The sequence below is a fragment of the Novosphingobium sp. SG751A genome (assembly GCF_013149295.1).
Lineage (GTDB): Bacteria > Pseudomonadota > Alphaproteobacteria > Sphingomonadales > Sphingomonadaceae > Novosphingobium.
This window is the reverse complement of the sequence record NZ_JABGCB010000016.1, coordinates 108,380-121,052: the sequence shown is the minus strand read 5'-3', so window position 1 is coordinate 121,052 and position 12,673 is coordinate 108,380. Positions and strand designations below refer to the sequence as shown.

Below are 12,673 nucleotides of genomic sequence, written 5' to 3'. Positions count from 1 at the left end.
TGATAACCTCCGACACGGACGCCTCCTTCAGTGGTGTTCAACACCTCCACTATGGCACATCGATGCCGTCGGGGGGCGTCCACCCCATCAGCTTGGCGCCGATGCCCGACGGCGGGCCTGGCGGTTTTTCCCCAGAAAACTGCAAGCAGGTCTGGTTTATGTCGCTTTGCCGGGAATAACGGAGGCTTGACGCGCCGAAAGGCGCATAAATCCGCAGCTTTTGCCTGCACCAAGCCGCCCTGCGGCGATAAGTGTGTGGAAAATGGAGAAGTACGTGCTTGTGACTGCGCGAATCATGGCGTTTATCGCCGCATCAACTTGTGTGGAACTGGTGTGATGAGCTTGCCTCTGATTGCCCCTTCGATCCTTTCCGCCGATTTTTCCCGGCTGGGCGAGGAAGTGCGCGCGATTGACGCGGCCGGTGCCGACTGGATCCATGTCGACGTTATGGACGGCCATTTCGTGCCCAACATCACCATCGGGCCGATGGTGGTCAAGGCGCTGCGCCCCCATACAAAGAAGATCTTCGACGTCCACCTGATGATCCAGCCGGTCGATCCCTACATTCAGGCCTTTGCCGATGCGGGCGCCGACATCATCACCTTCCACCCCGAGGCCGGGCCGCACAGCCACCGCACCGTGCAGGCGATCCATGCCGCAGGCTGCAAGGCGGGCGTCTCGCTCAACCCGGCCACGCCTGCCAAGATGCTCGACTATCTGATCGATGACATCGATCTGGTGCTGGTGATGAGCGTCAACCCCGGCTTTGGCGGGCAAAAGTTCATCTCCAGCCAGTTGCGCAAGATCGAGGCGATCCGCAAGATGATCGACAAGACGGGGCGCGAGATCCATCTGGAGGTGGATGGCGGCATTGACACCACCACCGCGCCGCTGGCCGTTTCGGCCGGGGCCAATGCTCTGGTGGCGGGCACGGCCACATTCCGGGGCGGGCCGGATCACTATGCCGCCAATATCGCGGCGCTGAAAGGGTTGGGCTGAACCATGAACCTGGATATGTCTGCACAGGGCAAGCCCCGCAAGGCGGGGAAGGGCAAGGGGCAGGCTATCCCATTACCGACACTGGACGAAGGCGAAAGCGTCGAAACCAACGAGGCGTCAGCGCAGGTGGTCGAACCGGGCCGCGCGCTGGCGCTGGCCGATTTTACGCCGCCTTCGCTGGGCGCGGGCGAAAGGCTGATCCGGCTGGCCTATCGCATCGGCGTTCCGGGACAGGTGCTGACGGCGCCGTTTCGCAAGCCCGCGCGGCCCAAATTGCTGGCCACGGTGACGAATCCGCTGGCGGGCGACAAAGCGGCGGGCGCTGCGCTGCGCTCCGGGCATTTTCTGGTCCATGGGCTGAAACAGCCGATTGCTCAGCTTGATCTGGCCGGCGCGGGCCGGTTGGTGCCTCCGCTCGAGCGCATGGTCCATGGGTTTCACTGGATGGCCGATCTGGAGGCGGCGGGGCCGCGTGAACAGGTCTCTCCGGTGGCCGAACGGATTCTGGCCGCCTGGCTGATGGCTAATCCCAAGCCGCCCTCGCGCCCCGGCAAGGGCCCGGCGTGGACAGTGGCCTATACGGGCGCGCGGCTGCTGGGCTGGCTGGTCCATGCGCCGCTGCTGCTTTCGGGCGGCGACAAGACGCTGCGGGTGCAGACGCTGGGGGCGATGGCCGATCATGCGCGCTGGCTGGACCGGCATGTGACCAAGGGCGAGGATACGCTGGCGCAGGTGGCGGGCTGGTGCGCGATTGTCGGGGCCGGACTGCTGCTGCCCGATGGCCGCCCGCGCAGGCTTTATGGCGAGGCCGGACTGATCGCTTCGCTGGGTGAATTGCTGGGCGATGATGGCGGCTGCATGGCGCGCAGCCCGCTGGGCCAGATGGAGGCGATTGCGCTCCTGGTGCAATTGATCGCCTGTTATCGCGCGACGCGGCGCGAACCGCCCGCTGCGCTGGAATCGATCCTCTCGCTGATGGTGCCGCCCTTGCTGGCGCTGACGCATGGCGATGGCGCATTGGGCAGTTGGCAGGGCGGATGGGCGGTGTCGGCCTCGGACGTTTCCTCGCTGATCGCGGCGACGGGCGTGCGCACAAGGCCCCTGCGCGAGGTGCGGCAATGGGGTTATCAGCGCGTGGTGGCCGGCAAGAGCGTGTTGCAGTTCGACGCCGCGCCCCCGCCGCTGACGCGCCATGCGCGCAATGGCTGCGCCTCGACGCTGGCGTTCGAATTGAGCCATGCCGGACAGCGCGTGATCATCAATTGCGGCGGCGGCGCGGCGGCGGGCGGCCTGATGCCGGTGCGGCTGGAACAGGGGTTGCGCGCCACGGCGGCGCATTCGACGCTGGTGCTGGACGACGCCAATTCGACGGCGGTGCTGATCAACGGCGGGCTTGGCTCGGGCGTGGCCGAGGTCGAGGTCGACCGCCGCAGCATCGAGGGCGAACGCAACGGCACATCCGGGCGGACATGGGGCGCGACACGGCTGGAGGCCAGCCACGACGGCTATGCCGGGCGCTATGGCCTGACGCATCGCCGCATCCTGATTCTGCGCGACGACGGCACCGAACTGCGCGGCGAGGATCTGCTGGTGCCCACCGGGCGCAAGGGCAAGCGCGGCATGGTCTCTTATGCGCTGCGCTTTCACCTCGGCCCCGGCATCGAGGTCGGCCTGTCCGACGACAAGCAGGGCGTGGGCATGGCGCTGCCCGATGGATCGTACTGGCAGTTCCGCAGCGGCGGGGGCGAAATCGCCATTGAGGAATCGATCTGGGCCGATGGGCAGGGGCGCCCGGTGCCGGTGCAGCAATTGGTCATTCAGGGCATGGTGTCGCGCGGGGGCGGGAGCTTCTCGTGGATTTTGAAGAAGATGGGGTGATTGGGATAGGTTTTTTGCCTCCGGCGGGCAAAGGGCGGGGGCCCTTTGCAATCCCATTATTGGGGTGGCGCTAGGTTTGCGGGGGTGGGCTGATCCGCGAAGCGGTTTAATTTAATGCCTGCGGCGCGGAGAGGGCGCGTTATTCCAAAATTCTAACGCCGCGTCCGATACCTACGGCCGAACCTGTGGTGCAACGAAGACAGTTATGGGAGCGCGAGGGTCTAGACCCTCGCATTCAATCCTTCCTTTCTTATCAAAAAATCCCCCTTCACCCTTCCCAAAACCGCCAAAATCCTTAAGGGCCGCGCCAAACACGCAGCTTCACAGGACGACTCCACCCATGACTGACACTGTCACCATTCGCCGGGCTTTGCTCTCTGTTTCGGACAAGACGGGCCTTGTTGATCTGGGTAAGGCCTTGGCCGCCAAGGGTGTTGAGCTGGTTTCGACCGGCGGCACGGCCAAGGCGCTGCGCGATGCCGGGCTGGATGTGAAGGACATTTCCGAGCTGACTGGTTTCCCTGAAATGATGGACGGCCGCGTCAAGACGCTGCACCCCAAGGTTCACGGCGGCCTGCTGGCCGTGCGCGACAATGCAGAGCATGTGGCCAGCATGAACGAGCATGAGATCGGCGCGATCGATCTGGTGGTGGTCAACCTCTATCCCTTCGTTCAGACGGTGGCCAAGGGCGGCACGCGCGAAGAGATCATCGAGAACATCGACATCGGCGGCCCTTCGATGGTGCGCAGCGCGGCCAAGAACCACGATTTCGTCGCCATCGTCACCGATCCGGCCGACTATGCCATCGTGGCGGGTGGCGAAACCACGCTGGCCCAGCGCCGCAAGTTTGCCGCCAAGGCTTACGCGCTGACCGCCGCCTATGACGGCGCGATCAGCCAGTGGTTTGCCACTGTCGATCAGGGCGAGACCTTCCCCGAGACGATCGCCATCACCGGCGCGCGTGTTTCGGAGCTGCGCTATGGCGAAAATCCGCATCAGGCCGCCGCGCTTTATGTGCCCCATGGCGCCAAGGAAAAAGGTCTGGCCCAGGCCGTGCAGGTTCAGGGCAAGGAACTGAGCTACAACAATTATAACGACGCCGATGCCGCGCTCGAATTGCTGGCCGAATTCCGCGATGCCGAGCCGACCGTGGTGATCGTCAAGCACGCCAACCCCTGCGGCGTCGCCACGGCGGCAACGCTGGTTGAGGCCTATGAGGCGGCGTTCAAGTGCGACAGCGTTTCGGCTTTCGGCGGCATCATCGCCGTCAACCGCCCGCTTGACGGCCCGACCGCCGAAGCGATCAGCGGCATTTTCACCGAAGTGGTCGTCGCGCCCGACGCCAATGACGATGCCAAGGCGGTGTTTGCCAAGAAGAAGAACCTGCGCCTGCTGCTGATCGGCGAAATCCCCGATGCCAAGCGTGGCGGGTTGATCGCCAAGCCGATTGCGGGCGGTCTGCTGGTTCAGAACCGCGACAATGGCGCCATCACCCTTGATGATCTCAAGGTCGTGACCCAGCGCCAGCCCAGCGAACAGGAATTGCAGGACGCGCTGTTTGCCTGGACCGTGGCCAAGCATGTGAAGTCGAACGCCATCGTTTATGCCAAGGAAGGCGTGACCGCCGGGATCGGTGCGGGCCAGATGAACCGTCGCGATTCGAGCCGCATCGCCGCCGCCAAGGCCGCCGAAGCGGCGGAAACCCACGGCTTTGCCGAGGCCCGCACCAAGGGCAGCGCGGTGGCTTCCGACGCGTTCTTCCCCTTTGCCGACGGCCTGCTGGCTGCGGTGGAAGCGGGCGCGACCATGGTGATCCAGCCGGGCGGATCGATGCGCGACGATGAAGTCATCAAGGCCGCCGATGAAGCGGGCCTTGCCATGGTCTTTACCGGGATGCGCCATTTCCGCCATTAAGAGCTTGATCTGATGCAATGCTGCAACGCACCTTTGCGTTGCAGCATTTCGTCGCAAACTGCCCTCACTTGGTCGCGGTGTTGCGCAAGGTTCAGGTGGGATGGTCTAGACATTTCGGGAATCATCCCCATCTGGCTGGCCGACAGTCAATTTCCCGGACTATTCTGATGCGCCTCTTGAACCGCGATTTGTTTCGCTCTTTCGCTATTGGCTTTGCGCTGGGGGGCGCTCTGATTGTTGCTGTGATGTCCGCCGGGCCCGGTGGCCTGACCGGTCTTGTGGGGCAGGCGATCGCCGCCCCGGCTCACGCAAGCCAGTAGCATGGTGCGGGGCTTCCTCTTTGCCCTGCCTTTCGCGATGGCGCTGGCCGCATGCCAGAACGCCGATGCGGCCAATACCCACACGATAGCGGCCCCCGTGGCATCTGCCCCGGCGCAGGAAACGCCCGGTCTGAAACAGGCGGTCTTTGCCGGCGGCTGCTTTTGGGGCGTCGAGGCGGTGTTCAGCCATGTGAAGGGCGTGACCAGCGCGGTCTCGGGCTATCACGGCGGGGCGGCCAATACCGCGCATTATGACGATGTGGGCCAAGGCAACACCGGCCATGCCGAGGCGGTGCGCGTCACCTATGACCCGGCGCAGGTGCGCTATGACGAACTGCTGCGCATCTTCTTCTCCGTCATCATCGACCCCACGCAGGCCAATGGCCAAGGCCCCGACATCGGCCCGCAATATCGCAGCGCGCTGATCCCCACCGGTCCCGAACAGGACAAGGCCGCCCGCGCCTATCTGGCCCAGATTGCCGCATCGGGCCTGTGGCATGGCCGGATCGCCACCAAAATCGAACCCTTGCGCCAGTTCTATCCGGCCGAGAAATATCATCAGGATTTCGCGGTCCTCAACCCCACCCACCCCTATATCGCCTATTGGGACGTGCCCAAGGTGGCTGCGCTCAAACAGATGTTCCCGGACGAATATAAGGCTGATTTCACCCGCAACTGATTTGGGCTATAGGTGCGTCATGAGCGCTACCCACGATCACGCCCACGAACAGGCCCACGAGCATCCCCGCCATCGCGAATACAGTGGCGAGGGCCTTGTCATCGCCGCGCGCAACGCGCTGGAAACCGCAGGCGAGCAATGGACCGAAATGCGCGGCGATGTGTTCGACGCCCTTGCCGGACGTGCCAAACCCGCCAGCGCCTATGACATCGCCGAGGCCGTTTCCAAAGCCCGCGACAAGCGCGTGGCCGCCAACAGCGTCTATCGCATCCTCGACCTGTTCGTGCGCACCAATCTGGCCCGCCGGGTCGAAAGCGCCAATGCCTATATCGCCAACCCCCACCCCGGATGCCGCCACGACTGCATCTTCCTCATCTGCGACGGATGCGGAAAGGCCGTGCATATCGACGATGACCGCCTGACCGGGGCGCTGATTCAGGCCGCGCGCGAGGCCGGGTTTGCCGATGTACGGCCGGTGGTGGAATTGCGGGGGATGTGTGGGGAGTGTTCTTCAGGCGCGGAGTGAGGGGTTTTAAGGTGCCTCCGGCGGGCAAAGGGACTCGTCCCTTTGCAATCCCATTAATGGGGTGGCGTGAGGTTTGCGGCGGGGCGTGATGGGTTTGAAAGCCTGCGGCGCGGCGAGGTTGCGCTGATTGGCGCCGCAGGCTTTAAAAATTCAAACGCCGCGTCTGACACCAAACCCCGAGCCATTACGCCACGCCGACAGTAACGGGATTGCAAAGGGCCCCCGCCCTTTGCCCGCCGGAGGCATAAACCTCACAAAACCCACCGCCAAACCCCCGCCAGCACATGGTTGGCATGCACATGCCCAAACGTAGCCCCCAGCCAGACCACGATCCCGATCCCCCACAGCAGCGGAGAAATCCGCGCCAAAGCGACCCAGCGCGGGCAGTAGGATGTCTGCCCGCTCCAGCTTTCCCATGCCGCGCCCAGCAGCAGGGCCTTTTTCCCATCCTGAAGCCGCGCGCCGATCAGCGCCAGCGCGGCCATAGCCACCATCAGCACGATGACGCGGGGCGTGGGCGCCACCAGAATATGCGCCAGCGCCCAGAGCGCGATGCCCCACATCATCGGGTGGCGGGTGACGGCGAACACGCCTGTGGCGCGCGCGGCGGCGATTTTCTCGCCCGGCACCTGGGGCATGGCGGGATTGCCGTGCAAAGACCCCAGCAGCAGCGTGATGCCGATCAGCGAGAGCAGGCTGGCGATGATCCAGAGCGCCTCGCCCGTGCCGTCCCAGAGCGGCACGCCGCCCGGCCCGACGCTGCGAAAACCGGCAATCGTCCAGCCCAGCGTGGCAAAGGAGGTCACTGAGTAGAGCCCCATAAAGCCCTTTTCGCCCAGCCGCGCCAGCAGTCCCGCGCGCCACGGGTGCGACATCAGCAGATGCGATCCGACAAAGGCCATCGCCCCGGTCAGCAGCCATGAAAACGCCTGATCCATCTCAGCTCACTCCCGCTCAGCTAACCCCATGCATCAATTTCCTGATCGCCCCCGACAGAGCCAGCAGCACCAGCCCCACGCCGATGGTCACGATCCCGATCTGGGTAAACACGCCGACATAGGTATCGAGGCTGAGCTTCAGATTGGTGACCTGACCGCCCACGGTTTCCACCGTCGCCATTTGCGCCAAGAGGCCCGCGCCATATTGTCCCATGGCCAGCGAGAGATACCACGCCCCCATCATCAGCCCCACCACGCGCGCGATGGAAAGTTTGGTGATCATCGACATGCCGACGGGCGAGATGCACAATTCGGCCACCGAATGAATCAGATAAAGCCCCGCCAGCCAGCCCAGCCCGACCCGGTAATCGGCCCCGGCAAAATGCGTGCCCAGCACGAGGAACAGAAACCCCGCCCCCACGCCGATCAGCCCCATGCTGAACTTGACCGGAATCGAAGGCTCCCACCCGCGCCGGGCCAGCACCGACCACAAAGCTCCCATCACCGGGGCCAGCGAGATGATGCCGATGGCATTGAACTGTTGGGTGCCGGGCGCTGACATTTCGAACCAGCCAAACACCGAGCGATCCACATTGCGGTCGGCAAACAGTGTTAACGACGATCCAGCCTGTTCGAACAGGCTCCAGAACACGGTGTTGAACACCATCAGGATGATCGCGGCCAGCATCATCTCGAATTCGGCCCGGCTGCCCGCGCGCCAGGACCAGATCAGGATCGCGGGCAGGCTGATGCCGAATGTGGCGCAGAGCAATTTGCCCATCACCGGCAGGCCCATCAGATAGCCGACAAAGCCTTCGCCCGCCGCCGGGGCCGGGGCATGCATCAGATTGGTGAAGAGGAAATAGCAGGCCGGAATCGCCAATATCGCCGCCGGATAGATCCAGAGCGCCGGATCGCGCCCCGCTGTCACGGGCGGCTCGCCCAATCCGCCAAGGCTGCGCTGGCTGTAATGCATCATCGCCCATGCGATCAGCATCACTGCGCCTGCCGAGGCCAGCCCCGTCCCCCAGCCGAAATGGTCGGCCAGTATAGGGCAGGCCATTTGCCCCAGCCATGAGCCAAGGTTGATGCCCATATAGAAGATGCTGAAACCCGCATCGCGGCGTTGGTCCCCATCGGCATAGAGCAGGCCGACGATGGTGGCGATATTGGGTTTGAAAAAGCCATTGCCCACCGCCACCGCCGAGAGCGCCATCAGCGTGATCGCCAGACGCAGCTCGTCGCGGTCCGCGCCTTCGTGCAGCACGCCGGGGGCCAGATGGCGCACGATCAAACCCTCTGGCGAACCATCGGGCGCGATCAGGTCGATGCTGCCGTCCTCCTGCCCTTTGATGAGCAGGGGGCGGCCATGGTCGATCACCGCGCGGGTTTCATTGGCCGCGCTGGTCGGCCCGTCGCGGTAATGGGCCACCTCGATCGGGTGGCGCACGCCGTCATATTCGGCCCATGGCCGGGCCGGAGCCCCCCCCAGCGCCAGCGCGAAATAGCCCGCCGCCATAATCAGCGCGCCGAATTTGACCGCCCGTTTCGACCCCAGATACTGATCCGCCAGCAGCCCCCCGATCAGCGGCGTCAGGTAAACCAGCGCGGTATAGCCGCCATAGATCCCCGCCGAGACCCGATCCCCCAGCAGGAAGTGTTTGGTAAGGTAGAGCATGAGCAGCGCGCGCATGCCGTAATAGCCAAAGCGTTCCCACATCTCGATGGCGAACAGGCGGGCCAGCGGGCGCGGATGGCCCATCCATGTGGGGCCGGCGGTCGGGCCTGTGGCGCCTGATGGGGCGGCGTCGGAAGGTGTCGTCATGGGGGCGCAAATTAACATCGAAGTAAGCAAAGGAAAGCGCCAAGTTGCCCGGTGTCTGCGATGGTCGCGCTTGTGTGAGGCGCTGTATTATGGCAGTGATGCGCCATGACAGCCAGCACCCGCCCGGTCTATCTCAAGCTGCGCGACATGATCGCCGCGGCCATTATCGACGGCACCTATCCCGAAGGGGCGATGCTTCCATCGGTGCGCGCGCTGGCGGCCGAACAGGGGGCCAATCCGCTGACCGTGGCCAAGGCTTATCAGCAATTTCAGCTTGATGGCCTGGTCGAGGTGCAGCGCGGGGTGGGCATGATTGTTGCGCCGGGCGCGCGCGAATGGCTGCTTGCGGCTGAAAAAAAACGGTTTTTGCAGAATGAATGGCCCGAGGTGATGGCGCGGATCGCCCGGTTGGGCCTGCGCGTTAACGACCTGTTGGACGATAGCGTTCCTTTGGCCTGACGCGCCGCGCCGGGATCATCGCTGGCCAAAGGCGCCCTACCGTATTGCACCTAGGGGCGCTATTGTACAAAGTCTTGAAGTTCTGTACATAAACCCTTCCGAGCCGGGCAAAAAGACTCGCGCCGGAGAGAGGTTGTTTGAACGGTCGGGCCATTGGAATGGGACCGCGGCCCAGAGGGGGTTTGTTCATGATCAGATCTGAACTGTTGCAGGCACTGGCAAAGGCCAATCCTGAATTGCGCACCGACGATGTGGAACGCATCGTGGATGTGTTTTTTGATGAAATCGCCCAGCGTCTGGCCGATGGCGGCCGGGTGGAATTGCGCGGCTTTGGCGCCTTTTCGACGCGCGAACGCGATCCGCGCAAGGGGCGCAACCCGCGCACCGGCGAGGCGGTGGATGTACCGGGCAAGAAGGTGCCCTTCTTCAAGCCGGGTAAGGAAATGCGCGCGCGGCTCAACGTCTGAGACAGCGTAACCGCACAGGGATGTAAAAGGCGCAGGCGGCCGGGGGGCGTGCCTGCGCTTTTTATTTGGTCGAATGGGTGGGTGATCTTGGCCCCCTTGCCGTTTGCCCGCCGATCTGCCAGAGCCGTGGTCCTGCCTTGCGGACGTGGCGGAATGGTAGACGCCAGGGACTTAAAATCCCTTGAGCTTTGCTCGTGCGGGTTCGAGTCCCGCCGTCCGTACCAGCGCAGATGCGCCATAAGGGTCGGGGTGATGCGGTGAACGAGCAAGCAGGCGGCCCGGTGGCGGGCGATCCAGCGGCGGGTAGATCAGTAGCCGATGGGGGCGTGGATGTTTCGATCATCATGCCCTGTCTCAATGAGATTCAGAGCCTGCCGCATTGCATCGCCAATGCCAAGGAAGCCGCCCACCGGATCGAGGTGGCCTATGGATTGCGCAGCGAAATCGTGATCGCCGACAATGGCAGCACTGATGGGTCGCAGGCCTATGCCACGGCGCAGGGCGCGCGCGTGGTGGCAGTGCCCCGGCGCGGCTATGGCGCGGCGCTGATCGGCGGATGCGAAGGGGGCTATGGCCGCTATCTGCTGATGGGCGATGCGGATGGCTCGTATGATTTCAACGATGGCGTGGCGATGATCGGGCAACTGGTCGAGGGCGCGGACCTTTGCATGGGGTCGCGCTTTGCCGGGGGCATCGCCAAGGGCGCGATGCCATGGAAAAACCGCTATATCGGCAATCCGGTGCTGACGGGCATTTTGAACCTGTTTTATCGCAGCGGGATTGATGACGCGCATTGCGGCATCCGCGCGATCACGAAGCGCGCCTTTCAGGAATGCGCGCTTTCCTCGACCGGCATGGAATTTGCCAGCGAGATGGTGATCAAGGCCTCTTTGCGCGGGCTGCATATCGAACAGGTGCCGGCCAAGCTGCAACCCGATCTGCGCGACCGGGCGCCGCATTTGCGGCCTTGGCGCGATGGGTGGCGGCATTTGCGCTATCTGCTGATGCTCAGCCCCACATGGGTGTTTGGCGTGCCCGCGCTGATCGCGATGCTGGCGGCGGTGGTCATTCTGGGCGTGGCCATGGCTTTTGACATGGGCTGGCTGGCGGGCAATCCGGTGGTGGGCGCAGGCTGGACCATTCTGTCCGGGTTCCTGCTGACGGTGGGCCATTTTGCCGCGATCATGGCCATGGCCACCCATTTCTATGGCGTACGCACCGGCTATCGCGATCTCAACAACTGGTTCGACCGGTTCAGCCCGATATTGACGCTCGAACATGCGCTGGTGCTGGGGCTGGGGCTGATGGTGTTTTCGGGCGCGGCGCTGGCGGTGATCGGCATCAACTGGCGGGCGGGGGGCTATCTGCCGCTGCCCTCGGTGCTGCCGCTGGTGGTGGCGGCAGCGGCGGGCGCCATCGGGGTGCAGACCGCGCTGGGCGGGTTTCTGCTGGCGATCATCGCGGGCCATGATGCGGCCTTTGTGCCGGGTGAGGAAGATCTGTGATGCATGATGCGCGCCGCGTTTCGCCCTCGATGTGGCATACCGACTGGCTGCAACTGGGGCCTTTGTCGAAACTGATCCGGGCGCAGGCCGAACGTTTGCCCAAGGGGGCCAGCATCGTCGATCTGGGCTGTGGCGATATGCCCTATGCCACGCTGCTGCGCGGGCTGGGGCTGGATTATCTCCCGGCCGATATTGACGCGGACGCCGTGGCCAAGGGCAAGCTGCCGATCGGGCCGGACGGGCGGGTGCCATTGCCCGATCACAGCGTGGACGCAATCCTTTCGGCGCAGGTTTTCGAGCATGTGCCTGATCTGGACGCCTATTGCGCGGAAATCCGCCGTTTGCTGAAGCACGGCGGCACGCTCATCCTGTCCACTCATGGCAGCTGGTTCTATCACCCGCACCCGGAGGACCACCGCCGCTGGACCCGCACGGGCCTTGTGCTGGACCTTGAAACGCGCGGCATCGTGACCGAGGAAATGCACTCGATCTGCGGCCCGCTGGCCACTACGACGATGATCCGGCTGACGGCCTTTGCCTTTGTGCTGAAGAAAGTGCCGGTGGTCGGGCCTTTGATCGCGGGCGCGCTGGCGGTGGTGATGAACGCGCGCGCCGTGGTCGAGGATGCGATTACGCCTGCGACCATGCGTGATGACAATGCCTGCGTCTATCTTGTCCGGGCGCATGTGGCTTCATGAGCCTTCGGACCGGGCTGGCCTATGGTTTTGTCGCGGCCACATGCCTTGCCCTGCATAACGGTGTAATGATCGCGACCGATTGGGCGATGCGAGGGCAGGGGCCGCTGGCCATCTCCAGCGTGGGGTTTGCTTTGTCCTTCGTCCTCGTTTCCCTCGTCGGCTATGCGCTCCACTCCCATCTGACCTTTCGTGAACCGATGAGCCTTGGCCGCTATGGCCGCTATGCTCTGGCCATGAGCACCAACACCCCGCTGGCCCTTGGCGTGACATGGGTGTTGCGTGGGCCGGTGGGGCTGGCCATGGTTTATGCCGCGCCTTTGGCCTCCTGTCTGATGGTGGGGGCGAATTTTCTGCTCTCGCGGTGGGCGATTGTGAAGAAGTAGGTTTTGCCTCCGGCGGGCAAAGGGCGGGGGCCCTTTGCAATCCCATTATGGGGATGCGCTGGGTTGTTGCGTGCTGCGCAA

At 64.0% G+C, this 12,673-nt stretch carries 12 protein-coding genes and 1 tRNA gene; 11 read left to right on the top strand and 2 right to left on the bottom strand.

The window, feature by feature from the left end:
* Window positions 1-336: 336 nt before the first annotated feature.
* The 5 genes from rpe (at window position 337) to FHW96_RS20015 (ending at window position 6,317) form a co-directional block, all read left to right on the top strand.
* Complete coding sequence (gene rpe / locus FHW96_RS20035) at window positions 337-999, top strand: ribulose-phosphate 3-epimerase (RefSeq protein WP_172342351.1); 663 nt, start codon at window positions 337-339, stop codon at window positions 997-999.
* 3 nt (window positions 1,000-1,002) lie between these two features.
* Entirely contained in the window at window positions 1,003-2,877 is a 1,875-nt protein-coding gene (locus FHW96_RS20030) for a heparinase II/III family protein (protein ID WP_172342350.1), read from the top strand.
* Window positions 2,878-3,217: 340 nt separating this feature from the next.
* Window positions 3,218-4,792, top strand: a complete 1,575-nt coding sequence (gene purH, locus FHW96_RS20025) for a bifunctional phosphoribosylaminoimidazolecarboxamide formyltransferase/IMP cyclohydrolase (RefSeq protein ID WP_172342349.1) — start codon at window positions 3,218-3,220, stop codon at window positions 4,790-4,792.
* Between the two features lie 321 nt (window positions 4,793-5,113).
* Window positions 5,114-5,791 carry a peptide-methionine (S)-S-oxide reductase MsrA gene (gene msrA, locus FHW96_RS20020; RefSeq protein WP_172342348.1) on the top strand — a complete coding sequence of 226 codons (678 nt, stop codon included), beginning with the start codon at window positions 5,114-5,116 and terminating at the stop codon, window positions 5,789-5,791.
* 19 nt (window positions 5,792-5,810) lie between these two features.
* Window positions 5,811-6,317, top strand: coding sequence for a Fur family transcriptional regulator (locus FHW96_RS20015; RefSeq protein WP_172342347.1), 507 nt, complete (start codon window positions 5,811-5,813; stop codon window positions 6,315-6,317).
* A gap of 251 nt (window positions 6,318-6,568) precedes the next feature.
* Here FHW96_RS20015 and FHW96_RS20010 read toward each other — a convergent pair whose 3' ends face one another.
* The gene (locus FHW96_RS20010; protein WP_172342346.1) at window positions 6,569-7,255 is read right to left on the bottom strand and encodes an NnrU family protein; all 687 of its coding nucleotides are present in this window, start codon (window positions 7,253-7,255) and stop codon (window positions 6,569-6,571) included.
* Between the two features lie 16 nt (window positions 7,256-7,271).
* On the bottom strand, window positions 7,272-9,080 hold the full coding sequence (locus FHW96_RS20005) for a peptide MFS transporter (protein WP_172342345.1): 1,809 nt from the start codon (window positions 9,078-9,080) through the stop codon (window positions 7,272-7,274).
* Between the two features lie 105 nt (window positions 9,081-9,185).
* Here FHW96_RS20005 and FHW96_RS20000 point away from each other — a divergent pair, with 105 nt between their 5' ends.
* The 6 genes from FHW96_RS20000 to FHW96_RS19975 all read left to right on the top strand — a co-directional run bounded on the left by FHW96_RS20000 (window position 9,186) and on the right by FHW96_RS19975 (window position 12,592).
* Entirely contained in the window at window positions 9,186-9,539 is a 354-nt protein-coding gene (locus FHW96_RS20000; RefSeq protein ID WP_172342344.1) for a GntR family transcriptional regulator, read from the top strand.
* A gap of 188 nt (window positions 9,540-9,727) precedes the next feature.
* On the top strand, window positions 9,728-10,006 hold the full coding sequence (locus FHW96_RS19995; RefSeq protein ID WP_172342343.1) for an integration host factor subunit beta: 279 nt from the start codon (window positions 9,728-9,730) through the stop codon (window positions 10,004-10,006).
* 139 nt (window positions 10,007-10,145) lie between these two features.
* Window positions 10,146-10,230, top strand: a tRNA-Leu gene (locus FHW96_RS19990).
* Window positions 10,231-10,263: 33 nt separating this feature from the next.
* Complete coding sequence (locus tag FHW96_RS19985) at window positions 10,264-11,511, top strand: glycosyltransferase family 2 protein (RefSeq protein ID WP_371815765.1); 1,248 nt, start codon at window positions 10,264-10,266, stop codon at window positions 11,509-11,511.
* Window positions 11,511-12,209 carry a class I SAM-dependent methyltransferase gene (locus FHW96_RS19980; protein ID WP_172342341.1) on the top strand — a complete coding sequence of 233 codons (699 nt, stop codon included), beginning with the start codon at window positions 11,511-11,513 and terminating at the stop codon, window positions 12,207-12,209. The genes FHW96_RS19985 and FHW96_RS19980 overlap by 1 nt, the downstream gene beginning before the upstream one ends.
* Window positions 12,206-12,592 (top strand): GtrA family protein, encoded by a 387-nt coding sequence (locus tag FHW96_RS19975; RefSeq protein WP_172342340.1) that lies wholly within the window; start codon window positions 12,206-12,208, stop codon window positions 12,590-12,592. The genes FHW96_RS19980 and FHW96_RS19975 overlap by 4 nt, the downstream gene beginning before the upstream one ends.
* Window positions 12,593-12,673: the final 81 nt, after the last annotated feature.

Bases quoted from the DNA above. Each gene is read 5' to 3' on its own strand.
- rpe (WP_172342351.1), top strand. From the start codon at position 337: ATGAGCTTGCCTCTGATTGCCCCTTCGATCCTTTCCGCCGATTTTTCC.
- FHW96_RS19975 (WP_172342340.1), top strand. From the start codon at position 12,206: ATGAGCCTTCGGACCGGGCTGGCCTATGGTTTTGTCGCGGCCACATGC.
- FHW96_RS20010 (WP_172342346.1), bottom strand. From the start codon at position 7,255: ATGGATCAGGCGTTTTCATGGCTGCTGACCGGGGCGATGGCCTTTGTC.
- FHW96_RS19995 (WP_172342343.1), top strand. From the start codon at position 9,728: ATGATCAGATCTGAACTGTTGCAGGCACTGGCAAAGGCCAATCCTGAA.
- msrA (WP_172342348.1), top strand. From the start codon at position 5,114: ATGGTGCGGGGCTTCCTCTTTGCCCTGCCTTTCGCGATGGCGCTGGCC.
- FHW96_RS20005 (WP_172342345.1), bottom strand. From the start codon at position 9,080: ATGACGACACCTTCCGACGCCGCCCCATCAGGCGCCACAGGCCCGACC.
- purH (WP_172342349.1), top strand. From the start codon at position 3,218: ATGACTGACACTGTCACCATTCGCCGGGCTTTGCTCTCTGTTTCGGAC.
- FHW96_RS20000 (WP_172342344.1), top strand. From the start codon at position 9,186: ATGACAGCCAGCACCCGCCCGGTCTATCTCAAGCTGCGCGACATGATC.
- FHW96_RS20015 (WP_172342347.1), top strand. From the start codon at position 5,811: ATGAGCGCTACCCACGATCACGCCCACGAACAGGCCCACGAGCATCCC.
- FHW96_RS19980 (WP_172342341.1), top strand. From the start codon at position 11,511: ATGCATGATGCGCGCCGCGTTTCGCCCTCGATGTGGCATACCGACTGG.
- FHW96_RS20030 (WP_172342350.1), top strand. From the start codon at position 1,003: ATGAACCTGGATATGTCTGCACAGGGCAAGCCCCGCAAGGCGGGGAAG.